Here is a 21,990-nt window from a genome sequence, read left to right on the forward strand (position 1 = left end):
TACGCAGATAAAATATAGTTTTGTATCCGAAGACGTGTTTATTGTACCGGCAGGCCAAAAATTTGCGTCTGTAAACAGTTATTGCGCAGAGAAAAACGAAAGGCATTTTAAATATGGTTGTTGGAACAGGGCAAATCAAACTCAGGCTTTTTGACGTCCACTCTCTTAAAGCCAAACGTTCCATTGTTAAATCAATGATTTCAAGATTGCAGAACCGGTTTAACATCAGCGTGGCGGAAACCGCACTCAACGACAGCCATGACTGGGCTGAAATCGGATTCGCGCTGGTGGGAAACGATGCAAGCACAATCAACGCCAAAATAGACAAGGTGTTTAATATGGCTGACGAACTGGGACTTGCCATGATTGCCGACACCCATATGGAAATCATTCATTTATGACATGCGGGCGGGATAAAACTTCCCGGCCTGGGCCGTGAAAATTATTGAAAATTTTATCCTGTTTTGTTAATAGTCAGCACCTACTTTAAACCCTAAAAACAGAAGATATTATGTCAAAATCCATTGGAATAGATTTAGGAACCACCAACTCGGCATCCGGTATTAAAAAGGTGCATGTTGAAATAATACCCAACAGTGAGGGTGACCCCATAACCCCATCGTGTGTATGCATAAAACAAAATAAAATTGGCATACTGAACCGGCTTACAGGAATACGGAATCAGCCTGAATTTGTTGTGGGAAAGCATGCCCTGGAATGGATCAAACAGGAGCCGGCCAGCACCATAACGGCGGTGAAGCGGTTAATGGGCAGAAGTATCACCAACCCGGAAGTTCAAAAGCTTATTAAAGACCCAAGACACGCCTTCATGATCGCCAGCCAGTCCAAGGGTACTGATAACAGCCTGGTGATCCGTATCGGTGATAAGGAATATTCCCCTGAAGAAATTTCATCCAAGATTCTTGAAAAAATTCGAAAGGATGCGGAAAAAAATCTTGGGGATAAGGTGGAATATGCCGTGATAACAGTGCCTGCCTATTTCAACGATAAACAGAAACATGCCACAAGAACGGCGGCGGCCCTGGCCGGCATTAAAGTTCAACGGCTGCTTTCCGAGCCTACAGCGGCGGCAATTTCCTTTGGGGTGGACCAGGTGAATGAGGATGATGCCAGGACGATTCTGGTATTTGATTTTGGTGGCGGCACCTTTGACCTCTCTGTTCTTACGATCAGTGGCGGGCAATTTATAGAGCAGGGCAAAGGCGGTAATATGTGGCTCGGCGGAGAGGATATTGACCGGAAACTGGAAGAGTATGTTTTACAGGAAACCGCCCGTGAATATGAAATTGATGATATTGCCGCAATGATAGCTGGGCAGGATCCCGGTGTGAAAAACCGTTTCCTGGGAGAACTCAAAGCTGCTGTTGAACAGGCAAAAATCAAGCTTAGCCATGAGCCGGAAGTCTATATCGAACTTTTGGGCCTGCTCAAGGATGCCGACGGCGACCTTTTGGATGTGGATGTTACGCTGACCCGGGAAACCTTCGAAGCGTTGATCCGGCCTGAGGTGGAAAACACCCTGACCCTGGTTAAAAAGCTGCTTGATGATATTTATTTCTCGCCGGATCTTATCGACAATGTGTTGATGGTGGGCGGCAGTTCAAAAATTCCATGCATTATCAAGGCAATGGAAGATATGTTCGGCAAGGAAAAAGTGATGCTCCATGACCGGCCCATGCTGGCTGTTGCCGAGGGCGCCGCGATTTTAAGCCACCGCCTTGCCGATAATTACGAGTGTCAGGGGTGCGGGGGCATTGTCGGGCAGTCGGACACCATTTGCAGCCATTGTGGATTTGACCTTGAACGGCATACTATAGACCAGGGTGTATTCAACATTGTTCATGCTGCAGCCCATGACTACTATGTTGCCCTTGACAATGGAGACAAATACCTGTTTGTCGAAAAAAATACCCCTTTGCCCTGCGAACAGGAGGAAGTCTTCAGGCTTGTGGACGCCTATCAGCAATTGATTCATATGAAATTTTTCAATATTGTCAATGAAGCAGAGGAATCCATTGGCGACTTCTGGCTGAGCATTGATGAGGAGGACATCAGGGAGTACCGGTCCAACTCGGATGACAAGGAATCTGATACGCCTTTCAGTATCTCGGTGAAGTTGAAAATAGATGAAAACAATATTGTCGAGGTTTCAGGTGCTTTGACACAGCTTCCGGACGTTGGCTTAAGTAAAACCCTGTCCAGGGGCAAGGCAGACGAAAAGCTGTTTATGGAACTTGAAACCATGATTGATAAAGCCAATGCAGATGAATCCGATACTTATGCCGTGGAGGAGTTGACCGTCAGAAGTGCGGATATCGTAAAGGATATCCACAATGTTCTCGATCCAACCACCGGAGAGGTTATCGACAGGGTTTACACCCTGGCAAAGATGAAGATCGACAAGGCAAAAAAGCTGTTTGAAGAGAATATACTCTGCTATTCGATGATTTATTACGCCAAAAGTGTACTTGAGGAATTTCCATGGGTTTTGACTGATAAGCAGCGTTTACAACTGGTAAAAAAGATTGCGTACCTGAAAACAATGAACCGGATAGGCACCTATGAAGAGAACCTTGCCGCTTTTGTCGATCTGGACGAGTTTCTTGAAACATTCCCCTTAATCAATATGCTGATGGATATAAGCAAAGCAGGCGAACTGTGTGAAATCCATGATCCCAAAAAGGCTGCGTCTTTTTATAATGCAATCGCAACCCTCATGAAAGCGGTGAGCAACACAAATATCGAACTGGTAACCAAGACTGTGGATAAAATTATGCCCGAAGCCTTCGACATCATCCGCAAATACGACAGCAAAACCGGTATCGTTCAAAAAGGTGTTGTCAGGTAAATGACTGTTACGGTCACCTGTCCGGTATGCCATTTTACCAACATTCCGGAAGATCGTGACACCTGCCCCCAATGTGATGCGGACCTGGTCTGTTTCCGGCTTCTGGAGGCCCTTTCCGAGATCCCGGCCGAGGCGGCTGCGGTTCTGCCGCAGGCTTCAGAACAAAATACTACCCAACCCCCTGGTGGGAAAAAATACCGGATTCCGGGTATTATGTGGCCGGCCGCCTTGCTTCTGGTTTTGCTGGTGCTGGGTTTCGGATATGCCATCAACCGGTTCGGTATTATGGCCGGGAGGGTGAAACAAATGCAGTCAAGCATTACAAAAATGGCGGCAATGGCGGCGGATGACCGCGCCGTGATCCGGGAAACCGGCCAATCGGTCCGGGAATTGCGGCAGGCATCCGCAGGAGCACTGGAAACGATTAAAAAAATGCAGGAGATGTTAAGCACCGGGATCTCCCAAACAGCCGACTGTCCGGAAACCGGGCCGGTTCTGCCGGAGGTCTCTCCACCACCGTCCCCCCCGGTCTGTTTCAGGCAATACCAGGCAAAGGATTCAGACACCCTTTGGGGAATATCCCGTGCCCTTTACGGTTCAGGCAGATTTTACCCGGTTTTGATGGAACATAATCCGGATCTGGCAATATATGACATCAGCAGCAGGGATCGCCTGCGCTACCTTTGTGACAAAAAGGCTGTTTTGCAGGTTTACGGGGAGATCACCGGAACCGTAAATGGAAAACGGTATTGGAAATATAAAATCAGGCCCGGGGATACCCGCGGTTCCGTCATCAGGCAATACTGTTCACATGGAACCGACTGCCTTGTTAAAGAGATCCCCTTTAAGCCGGGGATGACCATCGGGATATATCTGGAGTAACCATGGCTAAAAAACGAAACTCAATCGACGTTATTTTGAAACGGGCGGAAAAACTGTTTGAAACAGGAAATTACCTGTTGGCGGAAAAAGAATTCAAAAAAGCAAAGCATAAAGATAACAGCCCGGAAATAGAAGAGAAACTGGCCATATGTCTTAAACACACCCAGGGCCTTAAGGGCGAAGAATGGGTAAAAAAAGGGCAGAAAGCAGAAAGCAGAAATGATCTATCCGGTGCTCTCTCCTGTTTCAAGGAGGCCGAAGCGCTGTTACACGAAGCCTGGCTTAGGGATAAGATTCGTGACCTTGAACAAAGCCTTTTGGGTGGTGAAATGGTTGCCAGGGCCGAAACCGCAGTCAGGAATAAGGATTATCAGGCCGCAGCCGATCTTTATGCAACACTTGGGCAAATTCACAAGAAGGAAACCTACCTGTCCGACAGTGCAGTCTGCCTTGTAAAAGGAAACATGTTTGATCAGGCCATTGAACTGTTCACGTCGTTGAACAGCCTGGATGATGCGGCACACTATCATTTTGGTTATGCCCTGGCAAAGCAGGGCAGATATATAGACGCCCTGGGCCAGTGGGAGATGATTGATTCCGGTGATGCGGCCTTTGTTTCGCAACAGCATCAGGTCCTGGATTTTGCCGTTGAACAGCTTAACGCGTCCATGAATGCCGGGTCTGATATCAACGGGATATTGGCAGATGCGGGCAGGCTTTTGAACGGCAAGTCTGTCCATGGCAATGACCGATTGGTCAAAGGGCTTGGGGTGCTTTCGGATTACTGCCGGCTCTCCCTGGCCAGGCCCCTGTGGGAAACAGGCGATTATGGCGCGGTGGCAACCCTTTTGGAGTCTATGATTTTCAAGCAAGATCCCGCCATAATCGTTTTAAGTGCCCTCACATACTACCATCTGGCTGAAACACAGGCAGAATATACCCGACCTATGGCTGATTATTGGCTGACAGCCGTTTATTCAAGCGACCTGGCCAAGGCTGTGGGGGATGACCCGGGAAAACTGGACAAGGTTCGGCAACGTTTGATTCGTATGGCTGAAAATAGAATCAACACCATGGCCGGGTCTGACGATTTAAACGGTGCCGTCGCAACGCATTTTGATATGGACAAGGCACTGATGGCCGATCTTTTGGCCATCTCCGGGGACCTGCAGGAAAGCCATTCTGTTCCATGGATCAGCACCCCCTGTTTTTCAAAACGCTACGGCCTTTCTGACGCCGTTCTGGCAATGATTCGGGAGAACAGGGATTATTTCAGGGATGAGGAGCATTACCTTTCGACCGGTGCCTGTTATTCCCGGATCGGGGAAAGTTTTTATGCATTGAAAACCGTCAGTGCCAAGGAGGCGTTTAACCGTCTTGAATCAATGGATGCCGCAGATTCGACTGATGAGTTCACAAATTATGCCCGGGGGCTTATCCGCTTTGAATATGGAAAATTTGTCCTGGAAAATGGTGAAAAGAATTTTCTCGACTACTTTGACTCAGCAGCCGGTCTATTTGAAACCGTGCCTGGTGTTGAAAAAAAATTTTCACAGCAAATGATGCAATATGATGGCCGGCACCTGTTTGAATATGAATCGCTATTGGGTTTTTTATATAAGCTGAGGCCCTCCGGGCCGATATCCGAAGCATATTCCTTTTTTATGGGCCAGGCAGCCCTTGAGAAGTTTAACAGGGGAAAAATAAACAATAAACAGTGCCTTGTTGCCCTTGAAAAAGCCCTTGATGTAGATCCGGGTAATGAATATGTCATCCATCTCAAGGAGCAGATCGCGATTGTCCTGGAAATGGATGCCCTTTACAGTGCCATGAATAAGAGAAAGATGGGTAAGGCTGTGGCACTCGCCACAAAATCCCCTTTCCCTGAACTCCGGGACAAATTTTTTGAGTTTATCGAACAGATGATGGAACAGATCGAAGAGAGTGGACTGGAAAAACATTACCACATAGCGGAATTGAATGATCTGCGCAATTCCTGCATGGCGGTTGACCCGCTCCATCCCATTATTGACACCCTTGAAATGAAAATTCACCTGCTGGGAGATTGAAAACAGATGAACCCCTATGCTGTGCTGGGCATTGACAAAGATGCCTCAAACAAAGAGATCATCCAGGCGGCTGCCTTGGGGATGCGGCAAAGACGCCATGACGCCAAAACCATTGCCCAGGCCCAGAAAAAATTGCTTGACCCGGTTTCCAGGGCCTGCTGGACATTTATCCATTTTTTTGATTTTGAGGACGCCAAAAAACGGTTGGAACGGGAGTTGGATGAAATTTTAACCGCTTACGACAACACCGAAGGGGATGATGGATTTGGTGCCCCTTGCCTTGGAATCTTTGACGGCCACCATGGGCAGTGAAAAAGAACAGCTAAAAAAGAAACTCATTGATTTCCAGCAGCAAATCGCCGGTTTGAAACTGGAACTTGCTGTGCAGGCCGAGGATCGGCAAAAACGGGAAAACGCGTTTTTTACGGGCCTTCTTGAGATCATGGATGCCTTTGAATCAATTGAAGATAATCTTGAATTAAAAAAAGAGAGCCTGGACAAACCGGCAAGAATGCTTGGGAAAAATATCTGCGCCATCCACAAAAAGCTTTTAAGGTTGTTTCAATCCGCAGGGGTCGCCCCCATAGCCTTTCAGGACGGAAAAGCGGTCATGGCGCAATGCAAGGTGCTTGAGACAAGGGCGGACCCCGGCCGGGAAGACGGCTCCTTAGTTGAGATCGTTAAAAAAGGCTATCTCAATACCCGGGACGGCACGATCCTGCGGAAGGCCGAAGTGATTACCATCCGCAATGATATTATAGAGAGGTAAACATGTTTATTGAATTATTGCGTAAAAATGGTCATGGTGCAGACACGCGTTTATATGATCGGGTGAGTTACGTTAGTTACGAAAAATTTTGATGTTCGATTTTAGCAGGATAAAAGGGTATGGAAAGATATTTGCTGGTTATTGTGTTGGGGACTGTCGGGGGGCTTTTGGCACAACGCTTTAATGTGCCTGGCGGTGCCGTTGTCGGGGCCATGCTGTTCTCTGGGATTACGGTTCTGTTTTTACCCAAGGGGATTTTTTTGCCGTCATCTGTGCGCACCGGCATACAGATCATTTTGGGCATCACCCTTGGGGTCTCCGTTGACCGGTCTCTTCTGACTCTGGGGGTCAAAATAATGCCCATGGCAATTTTGAGCACCATTGTTCTGTTGACGGTGGCCGTGTGCATGGCATTTATAGCCAACAAGATTGGGCTGGTCGATTTTGGTACGGCCCTGTTCGGCTTTTCTCCGGGGGGAATGACGGGCATGGCCATTTTAGCCCAATCCGAAAATCATAACGGATCTTTTGTGGCATTTTTTCATCTGGTGAGAATATTCACCCTTTTTCTGGTTATTCCGCTGCTCGTAAAGGTGGTGATGTATCTACAGCACAAGGGAATTCTCTAATTTTTATCAGCCGCCGCTTTTTTTTCTTCTAACTCCTCCCAGCGTGAATAAAGGGATTGGACCAGGGCCTGGGCCTGCTCAAGTTTCTGGCAGGTCTCTGCTAGAAGGGCCGGGCTCTGGATGACGTCAGGATGCTGGACCTGTTCGGAAAGATCCTCAACCCGCTGTTCTGCGTCCAGAATCTTTTCTTCTATATGTTCCAGTTCATATTTGTCTTTAAAGGAAAATAACAACTTTTTGGCCGGGGCCGGTTTGGTTATCTCCTTTTTAGTTTTTTCCTCCACAGGCTTCTCGGGTTTGTCCAGCGCAGTCCTGGCCTTGAGAATCTGGCCGAAATCCTTGTAAAACTTGGGCGTTTCACTATTGTCAAGGTAGAGCATGCGATGACATACCCGGTCCATGAGATACCTGTCATGGGAGACGATGATCACTGCCCCTTCAAACTCTTTGATGGAGGTCTCCAACACTTCCAGGGAGAGGATGTCAAGATCATTGGTGGGTTCGTCCAAAAGCAGCAGGTCACAGGGTTGCCGCATAATTTCAGCCAGGACGATTCTTGCCTTTTCTCCGCCGGAAAGCCGTCCCACAGGCATGTCCAGCTGGTCAGGCATGAAAAGAAATCGTTTGGCCCAGGAGACCACATGAATGGGGCGGCCTTTGTAATTTATTGAATCTCCGCCAGCCGGATTCAGGGCATCCCGCAGGGTCATTTCCGGGTCCAGATAGGTGCGTTCCTGGTGGTAGACGGCTGTTTTAAGGTTTTCCGCCCATTTTACAGTTCCCTGGTCCGGCGCCATGCTTTGTTCGATCAGGGAGAGGAAGGTGGATTTGCCCGAACCGTTGTCCCCGACAATGCCAAGGCAGAAACCCGGCCCCAGTTCAAAGGTGATGCCTGAAAACAGCAGTTTGCCCCCAAAGCTTTTGGTAAGGTTATGCACCCTGAGCAGTTTTCTGGTCTGTCGCCCCGTTCCGGAAAAATCGATATCCATCCGGGCGGTCTGGCGGTTTCTGGTCTTGACTTCGGACAGTTCTTTGCGCAGTTCCTCTGCCTGGTCGATCCTGTATTTGGCCTTGGTGGTTCTGGCTTTGGCTCCCTGGCGCAGCCACTGGTCCTCCCTGCGCATTTTTGATGCCAGGGAGGACTGCTTTTTTGCCTGGGCTTCCAGGTATTTATCGCGTTCCTGTTCAAATGTGTGATAGTTGCCCTGGATTTTGAAAACCCCGCCCTGGTAGTACCGCGCAATTTCCATGGTATGGGAGCAGACGGTTTCAAGAAATGCCCGGTCATGGGAGACTGCCACAAAAGAAAACCGCGCGGTTAAGAGCATCTGCTCAAGCCATAAAATTCCGGCAATGTCCAGGTGATTGGTGGGCTCATCCAGCAACAGCAGATTCGGTTCCAGGCAAAAGGCCCGGGTGATGGCAAGGCGCTTGCGCCAGCCGCCTGACAGCGCTTTTGTTTTTATGGCGGCATCGGTAAAACCACCTAACCCCAAGGCCCTGTTCACCCTCCGGTGGCGCTCTTTTTCCTGCAGATCCAGGGATGCCAGAGTGTTGAACAAAACCTGCTCAATGGAAAGTTCCGGGTCAAATTCATCTTCCTGCGCAAGATAGACCACGCATTGGCCGGGCTGGACACTGAGTTCGCCTTCGTCCGGGTTGCTCAGACCGCAGATTATTTTTAAAAGGGTGGACTTGCCGGACCCGTTCATCCCGATCAGGCCAAGTTTTTCTCCGGGTTTTACATCAAAGCTTAACCCTGTGAATAAGGTGTCGTCACCATATGCTTTGCACAGTTCTTTTACAGATACTAAAACCGTCATCAGAATTACTCCTCCTGGGCCTGGGATGGTCTGAGATGGCGGTACACCCGGATCATTTTAATCATGAACACCAGGGCTAAGGTCAGACTGATCAGGATGATAAAACTTGCGGCAAAAAAGGTCATGATAAAGCTGAACGGATCATTTAAACCATAAGCGCCCCGGATAAGGTCTACACCGAAAACTAAGAAAAAAAGGGAGATTAAAATGCATAACACCTGAACTGTCCACCACATATATTTCATTTGATATCCTTACAAATTAAAAGGGTTCCCTGCCAAAGGGGTATTCCTGAAAATATGAAGCAGTTTATAATTCATTGGAAGTCTCCTTGGGCGCATGAACAGGGAGTCATTGTATATTGGTCTGCATGATCAGTTCCCTGCGGTACAGATCAAGGATTCGTGCTTTGGAAATCATCCCGGAAAATCTGTGGTGATCCACCACCGGGATGTGGTCAATGTTAAAGGTCTCCATGAATTCGAGCACATCATGGAGATTATCGTCAAAGGATGCCGTCACCATATCCCTATCCATGATCTGGTTAAGAAAGATCATGTCATAAAAGGCCGGATCCAGGGCATATTTCCTGATACTTGACACGCGGACCATGCCCATGTAGTTGCCGGTCTCATCTGATATAACCGGGTAATGGTCGCGGTCTGAATTGCGGATTATATCGATAAATGCTCTGAAAACCATATTTTCCGATACAGGCGTGTAGTTGGTGTCTATAATTTCGTTTAAACTTAAATCGGACAAAATTCTTGCGTCCGTTCCGGGCCGCATGAATTCTCCGCGTTCAATAAGGTCTTTAAAATAAAAGGAAGAAGGTTCAATAATATAGCTTAATGTAGAGGAAATGGAAGAAACCAGCAGCAAGAGCAAAACGGCCTCGTAGCCGCCGGTAATTTCTGCAATCAGAAAGATACTGGTCAATGGCGCCTGCATAACCCCGGCCATGATACCGGTCATACCTAAAAGGGCATAAGCGCCTTCTGAGGTTACTGCGGCATTGGGGAAAACAAAGATCATGGCTTTGTGAAACACTACCCCGGTAAGGCTGCCAATAACCAGGCAGGGCGCAAAAATACCGCCGGAACCTCCCCAGCCAAGGGTCATGGATGTGACAAATATCTTCAGAAAAAGACCGATGAATACCAGCCAGAATGTCATGGGAAAAGTGCCGCTCACCATTTCCATGATCGGATGATACCCCTCACCCAGAACCATGGGCATGAAAATTCCTATGGTACCCACTGTGCAGCCGCCGATCATGGCCCGAAGCCAGGGAGATACAGGTGTTCGTTTGGCCAAAGCACCGACTTTTCTGAGCGTCCATGTAAAGATCACGGAGATCAACGCGGTGAACAGGGCCAGCCCGATGCTGCCCAGGATATCTCCCGTAAAAAAACTGAAGGGGTGATGCTGGAAAAGCTCTTTTGCAGGGATGATGGCTTCACTGATCTGTGCGCCGGCTACAGCCGCAATGGTAATTGGGATGATATTGACAAATTTCCACTCCCCAAGAATAATCTCAACGGAAAAAATGAGTCCGGCTACAGGGGCGTGAAAGATGGATGCAATGGCGCCTGCCGTGCCGCAACCGACCAATGTCATGCGCTGCCGGTCATTCAGGTCCAGAAATTTAGCAATATTGGAGCCTATGGCAGACCCGCTCATGACAACCGGGGCCTCAGGACCTGCAGACCCGCCGCTGGCAATGGTTAAAAAACTGGATATAAGCCTGGAAAAGGTGGAGCGAAACCTTAAAAGGCCTCCCCGTCTGGATACGGCATATATGACTTCCGGCACGCCATGGCCTGCACCTTCCCGCACAACCTTGTCAAGAAATAAAAATGAGAGCATGGCACCGATGCCCGGCAGAATAAATGCCCAGGCATACTGGCGGTACGGGGCAAGATATTCAAGAACCGATGCCAGGGACAGTCTTAATGCCACGGCTGCAAGACCTGCAAAAATACCGACAACTGCGCCGGCAGTCATCAGCACCAGCCGGTCATCAAAAAGAAAAAACTTTGCATAAAAAATGTTATAGAGTTGTTTAATTGTGCGCATGGTGAGTCCGGGTAATTGCTTACGTCTTGTCGGCTAGGTGAAGGGCATCAATTTTTTCAATCAACTCGGATTGTTCCGGGCAGGTTTTTAAAAATTCACTGAACTGCTTGTTCCGTAAATACAAAGCAAGAGAGGAGAGCAGATGAAGGTGAAACTTCAATTCTGGAAACAGGATAAAAAACAGGGTAGATACAGGCTTCTTGTCCAATGCATGATAATCCACGGGGTTTTTAAGGAAGCAGGCTGAGACCATAGGTTGTTCGAGATATTCAAGGGGCGTTCTTGGATGGGGAATGGCAATGCCGCCGCCGATTCCTGTGGATAGTGCTTCTTCTCTTTGAACAAGCTGCTGGACAAGGTCCGTTTTAAACTCATCCGGAATCGCCTCAATTCGTTCAACGCATGCGTTGATTACGGACGGCACATCAGACCCTGTGTCAATATCATGATACACGCCGCCGGTTTCAAGAGCAGTGGATAAAGAGACCTCTACTTTGGTTTCAGGTCCCTGGGCCGGGCGGGGCTCCAGGTTAAGGGCAATATGGTTTTTTTCAGCCCAATTTTTCAAATCCCTGGCATGAAAGCTGTAGGTTCTTCCCTTTTTGGACACAGGCAATTTTCCCTGACGGATCCAGCGTTCTATGGTTGTACGGGATACCCCTATAGATTGGCATAGTTCAGATATTAGAATTTCCATTTTTTCCTGACGCCGCTTGCTATATAATCAACCTCATTTTAAATATTGATGAATTATATAAACCAAACCAGCCCGAATAACAACCCCGCTCAGCGTAATCGCATGTGACTTGCCTGCAGTTTAAGGGCCATGAAAACAATTGAGGGTCTACCCCCAGAGATTGCAGTGGTCTGAAATCCGGAACCTAAGCATTCATATGCGTGTTGTGTATAGGAGCAGCTTTTGTTTTTCAGAAGCTTGATGGCCAAGATTATCAATAATAGTTCCGGGGCTAAATTCCACATGGTGAACATTTTGATATTGATGTAGTCCACAGTGGGAATTTGAATTGCCCCCACAATACTTCTGCTATTAAATACTGTTTTTAAATAGGCCTAAACGTGAAATAATACAAAGTCCACACTTAACGTTGAGTTAAGCGGCTGCCGAGCAGCCCAAAAAACTTCCGACGGTTGATACCCGTCTTCAACTCATTTGTTGGAGGAACCCGATCCATCGGGTGAGTTTTGCACGACGCCCCCCTTGGGTAAAAGCCCCGAAGCCCTCTCTGTCCGCCCGTCAGGGCTTCGTCCAATCGAGATGCTGGACGAAGTCAGCACCGCGATTCACGGCGGCGGAGCCGCCGTGAACGTTGCGGTCACTGGCCGCGAGGAACGAGCGGTCCTGTGCACTGGATGGTTAACCGCCAATTATTTCATTCAACCCCTCAATGATGAGCGTCAACTCTTCGTCGGATGCTTTTGATATCCTTTTGCCGATTCGTTCTGTAGACAGGATTCGAATCTGGCTGATCTTTACCCACGATTTTTTGGGAAGCTTGGCGTCCACAAGTTCCATAGTTAGTGGATAGCCTGCATTTTGCCGCTGGCTGGTGATCGCGACGGCAATTACAGTGCCCGATCTCTCGTTAAATACATTGTGACTTAAAATGAGAACAGGGCGTAAACCGCCCTGTTCACTTCCAATGACTGGATTTAAATCTGCCCAATGAATGTTACCCCTTAATATTGCGGCCATTCTTCCAACTCCGATGAGAAGCCTTCCTCAGCTAAAGACTGTTCGAATTTAGGGTCAAGCTTGGAGCACTCCTGCGCAAGACGGGTTTTCTCAATGCGCATAAGTTTTTCAGCAACGGCCTGTTGAATGGCGTTGCTACGGCTTGAAAAAAATTTTGATTTGACAAGCATATCAAGCTGTTTAAGTGTTTTATCGTCAATTGTAATTGCAATTTTTGATACTGGCATTTTTATCACCTCCGAGTATGATAATAAATCATACCCTATGTTTTTTCAAGCTAAATTTTTCTGACGGTTAACGATAAGTTCACCGGCTGCAATGGAGTGCAGCGGAATTGCCGTCCGGTGCAGCGCTTGGTTGGCCGATTTCTTCAAGCTTTTTCTTTGCCGGGCGTACTTGGTAAAGTTGCTGCTCTTCTCTGACGCAGAGTTGCTTTTCCGTTTGAATCAATTTTTCGAATTTTAATTCAGACTTATCAAACAAATCTTGGCTTTCAGCCTTAAGGTAACGCGCAGCCAGGCGGCAATAATCAGAGTCTATTTCAATGCCAACACTGTTACGCCCGCATTTTAATGCAGCAACCATGCTCGTTCCAGAACCACAGAAAGGGTCAAGGACAGTATCTTCAACGAAAGAAAACATCCTTATTAATCTATTTGCTAATTCCAATGGATAAGGTGCTGGATGATTTTTAAGAGATGTGCCTGGCAAGTTCCAAATCTGCTGGAACCAACGATTAAAATCTTCTTTGTTGATCATGCTTTTTTCACGTTGTTTCTCCGTTGGTTTCCTATACCCCCCTGGTTTTCTTTGCATAAGAATAAATTCAATATCATTTTTTATTATTGCATTCGGTTCATAGGGTTTGCCAAGAAATTTTGATCCATTGGTAACCTCATATGATGCATTCGCTATTTTATGCCAAATTATGGGGTTTAGGTTGTCAAACCCGATTTTCCTACAAAGTACACAAATGTCTGAATGAAGAGGAAAAACAAGGTGTCTTCCAAATTTTCGCCTTGAAACACAAACATCCCCAACCACACAAACAAGCCTGCCGCCTGGAACTAGAATCCGAAATACATGTTCCCATACCCTTTTAATTTCCTTCAAAAAGCATTCATAATCCTCGATGTGGCCTAATTGATTTGGATTGTCATTATATTTTTTTAAATTCCAGTAAGGCGGAGAAGTAAGAACCAGATGAACAGATTCATCTGGTAAAAACGAAAGGTCTCTTGCATCACCATTGATTAATCTATGAATTGTTGTATTTTGCACTATGAAATAAATCCTCCAACGTGTGCTATTATTGCGTGTGCAAAATTTTTGACAGATAATTCTTCAGAAGGAGTTGAAAATATCCCTTCTGGGCCATCAGTACGATTTGAAGTTATGAAAGCCGATGCTGTATAGTGCCTTTCTAATACAAGTTTTCTACAGAAAATTTCATATCGCTTCATATACGAAGCACCTTTAAATTCTGGGAATACATGAAAATGAGGTTCTCTGACACGAACTGGTCGTGTTGATGCTTGACAGTCTTCAAGCATAAAGAAATATCCCAAAAAAGGTTGTGGACTTGTATGAAATGCGCCCTCTCTATATGCGGTCCATAAATCAAGAGCACTGCCCATTGCCTCTTCAGTCCGATTATTGAAGTTATTACCAAATGAGGGGCCTACTTGTGATTTGGCTTCAATTGCGGCAATAAGTTTTCCATCCTTTACAACGAGAAGATCCCATTCCTTTGTTGGTCGGAAATATCCTGGCAGATCAAGTGCGCCTTTTCTCTGAATGAAATGCGCATCTAAACCCGTAGAAATAATAAGTCGTGCAAAAAGTTCTATAAAACCATCCATTTGGGCACCGCCAGTGACAGCTCCGCGAAGGCCATAATCGACTTTTCCACTTTTCTTTTGTTTTTCTTGTTGTGAAAGTCTTGTGTCCCAGTAATGGGATACTGCGGCGCCTATCATTTCTTCAATATTTTCAGGTATTTTTAAAGCCATCACTATTCAACCTTATCATTATGATTATATTCTGCAAAAACAAATTATTCACCGGCCAACGCTTTGCTCACCGGTAAATTAGGAGCGCAGCGAGTAATTTATCCGCGTGCAGCAACTTATTATACGGCATTTGGCTCGACAGCTCAAACAAGGCTGCCTAATATCCACTGTTTAGTAGCCCTAGAATTAAAAGATTTTCTCCCGTACCCCACGGTTAGCAACTCTTCAGGCAGATACTCATCATACTTTTCAATTAGCTTTTGCTGAATAGAAAGTGTTCTCGAAAGTTCGGTTTCATCCGGTAGTACACCATTTGCTATATCTATTAAGCAATTCTTTATGTCATCCGCATTAGAATTTTGTACTTCAATAACACCAGCAAAAACGCTACATAAAAAACCGCTTCGAATGAGTAAAACAGCAAGGGTATTAACGACTTTATCACCCATCCATGAGAAAATATAACAGTGCTTACCATTTTGATAGACGGGTTGATATTCAAGGTTGGCTTCTTTAAAAAAGTACGCTCCTTCTATAAATAACTGCCTTCCGGGATTATCCACAAAATCTATTTTCTGATTGCCAATCTCAATACGATAGTCACCAGTTCGATAGATACTTAACATCTCTTGTCGAACCCTGTCATGAATCGACATGCCGCTACCGTTAAATTTTGGAGGTTTACCGCCTTTTGTAGCACTCACGTAGATTACTTTCTTTTCATCATCAATATCCGTGACCTTCCACCTACGACCACCAAATATAATGTGCTGATCTTTTAGAATTAGCGAATCAACGGGTAGCGTTCCAAGTGTTTTGCTTCCGGCAACAATGCGGAATTCCTCAGGTGTTTTAAAGACCGCATAGAAGGTATAGGAATTGGTAAGACGTTCGCCTTCACTTCCTAAGACTAGTTCACCGCTATTGAGTTGTTGTATTAACTGAACTGTTCCCATATGGGACAAGAGGGTCTTGAAGTGATGAATAGATATTTCTTTGAATGATCCTTGCTCACACAATAAAGAGTACAATTGATCTGCTCTGACGCTTCCCCACTGTGCTATTACGGCAAGAATCTGGTGTAAAAGTGTTGAGAGGTGCATTTGCTCTGTATCTGCTGGTTCAAACCAATTCTCTACGATAAGTAACCGTATCATTGCTAATGACTGAACCAACTCTAATCTAAGACCATCTACAATATTAGATTTATCACTCAGTTCATTTTCAGCGATGAGCATTCGTAAAATAGATGGTGAATTTCTTCTTCCGGATCGACCTAAGCGCTGACGTAAGCTTGATACCGAGTGTGGAGCGGTAACCTGAATAACAGAACTTACTTTGCCGATGTCGATACCTAACTCTAGGGTCATGGTACAAATGGCAGTAGTAGGTAGGGTCTCTTTTTGTAATCTAGCTTCTAAAGTTTCTCGCAGTTCCTTGGCTAAAGAACCATGATGTGGGAAAAATTCATTCGGTACGACTTGCTGTTCGCATAAATCGCTTAACTGCGCAGCAATACTTTCTGTACGGCTTCGGCTATTCGCAAAAACCAAATGTGAGTCGCCTCTACAGAGTTTATAAATTTCCTGACAAATCCGTTGTTCGGCAGAGGTGCGTGTTTCATCTGCCATGATATCTATCGGTTCTAAATATCCCTTCACCTGAACCTTAATAGTGCTTTGCTGCTTACTGCTGGTAATGGTTTCACAAGGCAGACTATTATTTGGCCTGAGAGAATGAGGAACTTTTTCAAGCTCTCCGAGAGTCGCACTTAACGCAACTCGTGGAATAGGATTGGAGATTCGACCAGTAATATGTTCAAGACGGATAAGTAGGGAAAGTAATTGCTGACCCCGTTCTGTTCCGATAAACGCATGAAATTCATCAATGACGATATATTTGAGTGAGGTGAAGGATTGTTTTACCCATCCCGGCTCCCTGACTAAGAGGGATTCTAAGGATTCAGGGGTAATAAGGAGAATGCCGGAAGGATTATTTCTGGCTTTCTTCTTTTTGGATTGAAGGCTATCACCATGCCACGGCGTAACCTGCATATCCAACATTTCACTTAAGCTTTCCAGCCTGCGGTACTGATCGTTAATCAGCGCCTTTAAGGGACTTATATACAGAATTCCAAAGCCGTTTTCCTCTTCGGCTATTGCACTACATGCTGGTAGAAAAAAAGCTTCTGTTTTACCTGCCGCCGTTGATGCGCTAATCAGAACATCTCTATCACCTGACAAAATAGGTGCGATTGCCCGTTTCTGTATTTCTCTTAGATCAGGCCATCCCTGATTAAACAACCATTTTTGTACACGCTTATCAAGGCGCTGATATTCCTCTATCATAATTTGAAATCAGCTAATCCGCCAGAGTTCATAATTTCGATAGTCTCTTCGTCCACCATAATTTCATCTGTATCACTTGGACGATCATCCTCAATCGTAATTGATTGAACTAACTGCGACCATTGCATAGAAGGGTTTTGCTCCAAGACTGCCAGCATATCTAAAAATGCTTTGATGGTATTTCTTGGCGTACGGAAATAAGCATCCCCGATAGTCTGGCTGCAATGGTGTAGAAATGATTTTAGGGCATCATCTGGAACAAGATATTTAGACGTGTCGCCTTCGGCAAATACATGGCGCAAGTTCTTCAGGAGAATATAGAGTTCTTCAGGTGTTAAACTCGATAGGTGAAGTGCTGGAGAGGAGTAATCAATCACACCTGCTCGCTGTGCAAAGCTGTTTTCAGCTAAACGGGATTGCAGCGCTTCATAACTATATAACCCTCTGCGGGGATCTAGTAAAAACTCCGGTGTACCACCCAGTAGAAATCCGAGATATTCTGCCGAACCCTGAAGGCAGTCATTTAAAATCCGTAGAATCTGCTCATAGTTAGATGTGCGTGCTTGCGTGCTGCTCAATTTATACAGATTGACCATCTCATCCAGATTAACGAGTAAGCCTTCATAGCCTGCCTGACGTACAAATAGGCTCATAAGTTTTAACGCATCATAAAACGAGTTGTCCGAAATAATCGTTCTGACATCAAGATCCCTTCGGGCATCGGTCTTTGTAGTGTATTCAGCACGTAGCCAACGAATAGCATTTGTTTTTAGTTCTTCATTATCCTGCTCATGGCCGTTCCAGTAAGCATCAATGACTTTTGCAAAATCATACCCGCCAACCAGTTCTGATAAAGAGGCTAATTTTTGATGTATTACTGTTGAAACGTTAGTGTTCTTTTCATCTGCTTCTTTACGAGCCTGAGTTACAAACCGTTCTACAACATTAGCTAATGCATTTCCATCCGGCTTATTACGGGTTGCCAGATTCCTCATAAGTTCGGAATATAGATTTCGTGCCTGACCTGAAGAAGCCTGTACACGTCGATCCGGTGAAAGATCCGCATTGACCGTTACCAGTTTCTTTTCAAGGGCAATGGAACGTACTACGCTCAGAAAAAATGTCTTCCCTGAGCCATAATCGCCAATGATAAGTCTGAATGCTGCACCACCCTCAGAAATTCTTTCGATGTCCTTATACAACGCTTTAACTTCATTACTTCGACCTACCTGAATGTGCTGAACCCCGATCTTAGGAGTCACGCCTGATTTCAGTGATTGAATGATTGCGTCACGTTCTTTTAACCGGATACGTTTTTCCATAAGTTTAACCTTCTATCTCTTCTACGATTTCCTGATCGACATAAATTGCGTCACCATCTTCTTCTATTACAGCTGCATCTGCTTTATCAAACGACCAGTCATTAATAGTTTCCAATGCTCCGCTAACCATCAGACCTGAATCACGGCACAGCGCCTCCACTTCTTCACGAGTCCATTTATCTTTTCGTATCAGGCTTTCAAACAAAGCATAATGACGTTTATCAATTCCGATTTCTTCCTCTATAGTAGTGCTGTCCGTAGTTGAGTTACCGGGCTCGCCTGTAGGTTCCTCTTCCACGAATATTGCGCCCAACATGCTTTGTACATCTTTGGTTTCTGATTCGTGAATCGCAAGGATACTTTCATTCAACTGGAACGAGGTAGGAGTTGACGAAGTTGTTTCTGATTGAGAACTTGAAGGTCTTAAACCAGCTTTACCTGATGACATTCCATGAATATCTCCGGTAACAAGGGCTTTATCAAGACCTAACAAGGTATAGAGTTTTTCAAGTTGTTTGATTTCTTCTGGATCTATTTTTCCATCCGCCATCGCTACACCGACAAGTATGCGACTAACCGCTGCTTTTTCTGTTTTACCTAATGTTTCCAGTCTGGCTTTCAAGCCTGTGATATTTGAAGGTGTATTGAGCCTCCATATTAAGTAGGCGTGTAGTGATTGTTTTTCGGTAGGTGATAGATTGGTATCGTAGTCAATGAGCTGAGTTAATAAATTTAATTCCGCCTGATCGACATGCGAATCAATTGTGGCAACCATTGCCCCTAGACGGAGTGCCATGCCCATTTCACTATAAGCCTTGGATGGTTCAAAGTATTTGCTGTGTCCTTCAGGAAATAGAACCAGTTTTCCATCTGCGCTCGTCTTAGCATGATGGTAACGAGTATCAGGAGCTATGCCATAACCCGCTTTTTGAGCAAGGTTCTGAATTAATTCAGCTTCCTTTTTATTGATCTTGGAAGGTAAAGGCGATTTGGTATATGTCCAGAATTCCTCAACATCAACCAGCCCTTTTTTTGTTGAAATAGCATCATCTGCCCATTTCTTAAATTTACCTAAGCCTAGCGTAGCTCTTAAATCACTGAGTTCGTCAGGTAATAACAACACGGCTTCAATATCTGTCCGTGAAGTATCCGGTTTGGCAAGATACCTGCTATAAGCATCTAGTTCTGCTGTACATTCATCTGCAATGGCAATCAGCTTATTTACAGGACCTTTTAAATTGCTTGGATCGGGAAGATCCTGTTGAGGCAAGGATATACCACGTAGAGAGGAGCTGGCTGGATGATACTCAATCCTTAACCGTATTTTATTGGGTTTGACAACAATGCCGTCACCATATTTTTTACTATAGAGGCGTGTAAACATCTGGCTGAATTCATATCCACAACGCCGTGCTGGTTTCTTTAAATTATAATCTGGATAAAACCGAATCCAAGCCAATGCCAGTTCGGCGGGAATGGGCTTTTCATCATTTACCGTAGTGGCAAGTCGATGTTTAAATAACAGTGAATCCCTTTGAGGTGTTTTTCCCAGTTCTGGATGTGATACTACGTGAGGACGTAGTAGACACATGATTTCCAATAGACGTGTTGCATAATTTGAAAAGGAGCGACTACTGCCGTAAATGCCTTTTAATCTTAGAACCTCGTCAAACAACGCTTTAAATTCTGTGTCATCTACTTCCTGTTTAAGTGAATCAACGGTAATACGCCTTTCAATGCCATAGAAATAAATAAACACATAACCTAAAGGTGTATCTGGATCACTTCTATTTCCAGATAGCCAACTAAGGAAAGCTCCACGCCCTTTAGGAGTGAGCGATATAAATTTAGGCCAATAGCCTAAACTTTCATCTTCAAATGTGGATGGTTTGTTTTCAATTTTTAGTGAATCATCAACTAATGAGGCTTCTGTTCCATATCCATCTAATGAACTGAGCTTTCCTCCAAAATAAAAGTTACCACCAGTAATTGCATGACCATTGATGATGATAGATTCACTGGATTTTATCCATTTACCAGGTGTTTTGTTTTTGCTTTTTTCCTCGTCATAGGCATATGAAATACTGAAAGTAGCCAGATCATCGTCATCATAACGATTACTGTTCGCCACAACCCTATTGCTTGTAGCCATGCTTACACTGACCTCATTTTTGGAACTTGGCCTATTATTCTTCTGAGCTTGTTGTTTTGAGGGCGTTGCCATTGCTTTGATGGCGTAGTACAAAATTACCGCACCTCCTACTAATAACCAAAATTCCATATTCGCCTCAATTGTGATTTTTTGGATTGCACAGTTGTTTCAGCTGCCGTATAACGATGAAGCTGTGCGGCGCAAACGAAGCGCAGCGTAGTTTGCGTCCGAACGAGCGCCTTGTTATGCATTTGTGCACTCAGACTCTATTGCTTTACCAAGCTTGTCTAAAATCGTTACTAGAGATTCAATGTCTCGACCAGAAACAACGATGCGCTGCCCTTCTTTGTAAGTTGTGTCGCTCGATTTTTGTATATATTTTGAATCAACAATACCTTCATTATGAGCTAGTAAATGTCGTTTTTGGTATAGAGTGTTTAATGATTTGATTTCCTCGTTGGACAGCCAGGCATCAAAGCCTTTACCGATAACAGCCTTCCATAAATCACTTGCCTGATATAGCCTCTGAAATGCATTAAATGGCGCCTTACCATAGGGCTCATACAATCCTTCACAATACTTCTGAAAAGCAACTACACCATCAGAGATGGACGTTTCAATAATTGACCTGCACGTTAACTCAGCTTCATCTTTGCCTGTCGATTCAATTAGTGCCTTTCTAACTACTTCAACGCTTTCTTTTTTGGCTTTAATTTTTCTCAGTGAATCTGAAAAGGTTCTGGTCACCGAGTTGTGTCCACAAGCTGGGCAGAAATAGGCGCTACCTATAACCGCGAATCTGGATGAGCAGTTCTCACATTGTATTTCTAATTGCATTAGTTCTGCGGCTTTTGCAGGGATGGTATGTGTTCTTCTTTTGCCCCCGCTGACCTTCATAGACATTGAAATGAAACTATTCTTTGATTGCCTACGGTTAAATTTTTCTGCCCCAGATTTTAATGCATTATTGATTTTTCCTTTTACGACAGCCAGCGCCTCGGCTTTAGCGTGATCTACCTGTTCTTTAGTGAACCATTGGTCAGCAGGGGCTTCGTGACGGCAAAGCGGGCACCAAACAGCCTCATCTTTGAAAATATTTGACCAATCATCGCTATTTACTTTGAAGATAAATTCACAGTCTTCTGATGGGCATTGTTTGTCGATATAGCCTTTTTCATCAGATTCAATTGGAACTGACACAGACTGGCCGTTCATGCGCTCCATTTCCTTTATTAGATCTTCAAACATGACTGCCTCTCATTTATATGATGCATAACGCGAAACTCACTAGCGCCGGCTGTTTGGCGTCCTGTGCAGTTTGT

Annotated in this window: 19 protein-coding genes; 7 read left to right on the forward strand and 12 right to left on the reverse strand. The window is 45.2% G+C overall.

Annotated elements, in window-relative coordinates; genetic code table 11:
- The first annotated feature begins 113 nt into the window (after nt 1-113).
- The 7 genes from DESPODRAFT_RS09215 to DESPODRAFT_RS09245 all read left to right on the forward strand — a co-directional run bounded on the left by DESPODRAFT_RS09215 (nt 114) and on the right by DESPODRAFT_RS09245 (nt 7,218).
- A complete protein-coding gene (locus tag DESPODRAFT_RS09215) occupies nt 114-401 on the forward strand; it encodes a DUF503 domain-containing protein (RefSeq protein ID WP_004073036.1) in 288 nt (95 codons plus the stop codon).
- 110 nt (nt 402-511) lie between these two features.
- On the forward strand, nt 512-2,869 hold the full coding sequence (locus DESPODRAFT_RS18655) for an Hsp70 family protein (protein WP_004073038.1): 2,358 nt from the start codon (nt 512-514) through the stop codon (nt 2,867-2,869).
- Nucleotides 2,870-3,751 (forward strand): LysM peptidoglycan-binding domain-containing protein, encoded by an 882-nt coding sequence (locus tag DESPODRAFT_RS09225; RefSeq protein ID WP_004073040.1) that lies wholly within the window; start codon nt 2,870-2,872, stop codon nt 3,749-3,751.
- A 2-nt stretch (nt 3,752-3,753) separates the two neighbouring features.
- The gene (locus tag DESPODRAFT_RS09230; protein WP_004073042.1) at nt 3,754-5,820 is read left to right on the forward strand and encodes a tetratricopeptide repeat protein; all 2,067 of its coding nucleotides are present in this window, start codon (nt 3,754-3,756) and stop codon (nt 5,818-5,820) included.
- A gap of 6 nt (nt 5,821-5,826) precedes the next feature.
- Nucleotides 5,827-6,132 (forward strand): J domain-containing protein, encoded by a 306-nt coding sequence (locus DESPODRAFT_RS09235; RefSeq protein ID WP_004073045.1) that lies wholly within the window; start codon nt 5,827-5,829, stop codon nt 6,130-6,132.
- Entirely contained in the window at nt 6,089-6,589 is a 501-nt protein-coding gene (gene grpE / locus DESPODRAFT_RS09240; protein ID WP_245532069.1) for a nucleotide exchange factor GrpE, read from the forward strand. The genes DESPODRAFT_RS09235 and grpE overlap by 44 nt, the downstream gene beginning before the upstream one ends.
- A gap of 119 nt (nt 6,590-6,708) precedes the next feature.
- Nucleotides 6,709-7,218: an AbrB family transcriptional regulator gene (locus tag DESPODRAFT_RS09245; protein WP_004073051.1), complete on the forward strand. Its 510-nt coding sequence runs from the start codon at nt 6,709-6,711 to the stop codon at nt 7,216-7,218.
- Here the strand turns inward: DESPODRAFT_RS09245 and DESPODRAFT_RS09250 are convergent.
- From DESPODRAFT_RS09250 to DESPODRAFT_RS09305, 12 genes are all read right to left on the reverse strand, one after another.
- On the reverse strand, nt 7,215-9,041 hold the full coding sequence (locus DESPODRAFT_RS09250) for an ABC-F family ATP-binding cassette domain-containing protein (protein ID WP_004073052.1): 1,827 nt from the start codon (nt 9,039-9,041) through the stop codon (nt 7,215-7,217). The genes DESPODRAFT_RS09245 and DESPODRAFT_RS09250 overlap by 4 nt on opposite strands.
- Nucleotides 9,042-9,046: 5 nt before the next feature.
- Entirely contained in the window at nt 9,047-9,286 is a 240-nt protein-coding gene (locus tag DESPODRAFT_RS09255; RefSeq protein WP_004073053.1) for a hypothetical protein, read from the reverse strand.
- Nucleotides 9,287-9,392: 106 nt separating this feature from the next.
- Nucleotides 9,393-11,120 carry a chloride channel protein gene (locus tag DESPODRAFT_RS09260; RefSeq protein ID WP_004073055.1) on the reverse strand — a complete coding sequence of 576 codons (1,728 nt, stop codon included), beginning with the start codon at nt 11,118-11,120 and terminating at the stop codon, nt 9,393-9,395.
- 19 nt (nt 11,121-11,139) lie between these two features.
- Nucleotides 11,140-11,817: a PTS sugar transporter subunit IIA gene (locus tag DESPODRAFT_RS09265; RefSeq protein WP_004073057.1), complete on the reverse strand. Its 678-nt coding sequence runs from the start codon at nt 11,815-11,817 to the stop codon at nt 11,140-11,142.
- 678 nt (nt 11,818-12,495) lie between these two features.
- The gene (locus DESPODRAFT_RS09270) at nt 12,496-12,834 is read right to left on the reverse strand and encodes a type II toxin-antitoxin system PemK/MazF family toxin (protein ID WP_004073061.1); all 339 of its coding nucleotides are present in this window, start codon (nt 12,832-12,834) and stop codon (nt 12,496-12,498) included.
- Nucleotides 12,819-13,061: a ribbon-helix-helix domain-containing protein gene (locus tag DESPODRAFT_RS09275; protein ID WP_004073063.1), complete on the reverse strand. Its 243-nt coding sequence runs from the start codon at nt 13,059-13,061 to the stop codon at nt 12,819-12,821. The genes DESPODRAFT_RS09270 and DESPODRAFT_RS09275 overlap by 16 nt, the downstream gene beginning before the upstream one ends.
- A 79-nt stretch (nt 13,062-13,140) precedes the next feature.
- On the reverse strand, nt 13,141-14,115 hold the full coding sequence (locus DESPODRAFT_RS09280; protein WP_004073065.1) for a DNA-methyltransferase: 975 nt from the start codon (nt 14,113-14,115) through the stop codon (nt 13,141-13,143).
- Complete coding sequence (locus tag DESPODRAFT_RS09285; RefSeq protein WP_004073067.1) at nt 14,115-14,846, reverse strand: PaeR7I family type II restriction endonuclease; 732 nt, start codon at nt 14,844-14,846, stop codon at nt 14,115-14,117. Before DESPODRAFT_RS09285 ends, DESPODRAFT_RS09280 begins: the two co-directional genes overlap by 1 nt.
- Nucleotides 14,847-14,989: 143 nt before the next feature.
- Nucleotides 14,990-17,194, reverse strand: a complete 2,205-nt coding sequence (locus tag DESPODRAFT_RS09290; protein WP_004073070.1) for a DEAD/DEAH box helicase — start codon at nt 17,192-17,194, stop codon at nt 14,990-14,992.
- Nucleotides 17,191-18,516, reverse strand: a complete 1,326-nt coding sequence (locus DESPODRAFT_RS09295; RefSeq protein ID WP_004073072.1) for an ATP-binding protein — start codon at nt 18,514-18,516, stop codon at nt 17,191-17,193. Before DESPODRAFT_RS09295 ends, DESPODRAFT_RS09290 begins: the two co-directional genes overlap by 4 nt.
- Nucleotides 18,517-18,520: 4 nt before the next feature.
- Complete coding sequence (locus DESPODRAFT_RS09300; RefSeq protein WP_004073075.1) at nt 18,521-20,797, reverse strand: tellurite resistance TerB family protein; 2,277 nt, start codon at nt 20,795-20,797, stop codon at nt 18,521-18,523.
- A 114-nt stretch (nt 20,798-20,911) separates the two neighbouring features.
- Nucleotides 20,912-21,916, reverse strand: a complete 1,005-nt coding sequence (locus DESPODRAFT_RS09305) for a hypothetical protein (protein WP_004073078.1) — start codon at nt 21,914-21,916, stop codon at nt 20,912-20,914.
- Nucleotides 21,917-21,990 lie beyond the last annotated feature (74 nt).

Source organism: Desulfobacter postgatei 2ac9 (assembly GCF_000233695.2).
In the GTDB taxonomy this organism is placed as follows: domain Bacteria; phylum Desulfobacterota; class Desulfobacteria; order Desulfobacterales; family Desulfobacteraceae; genus Desulfobacter; species Desulfobacter postgatei.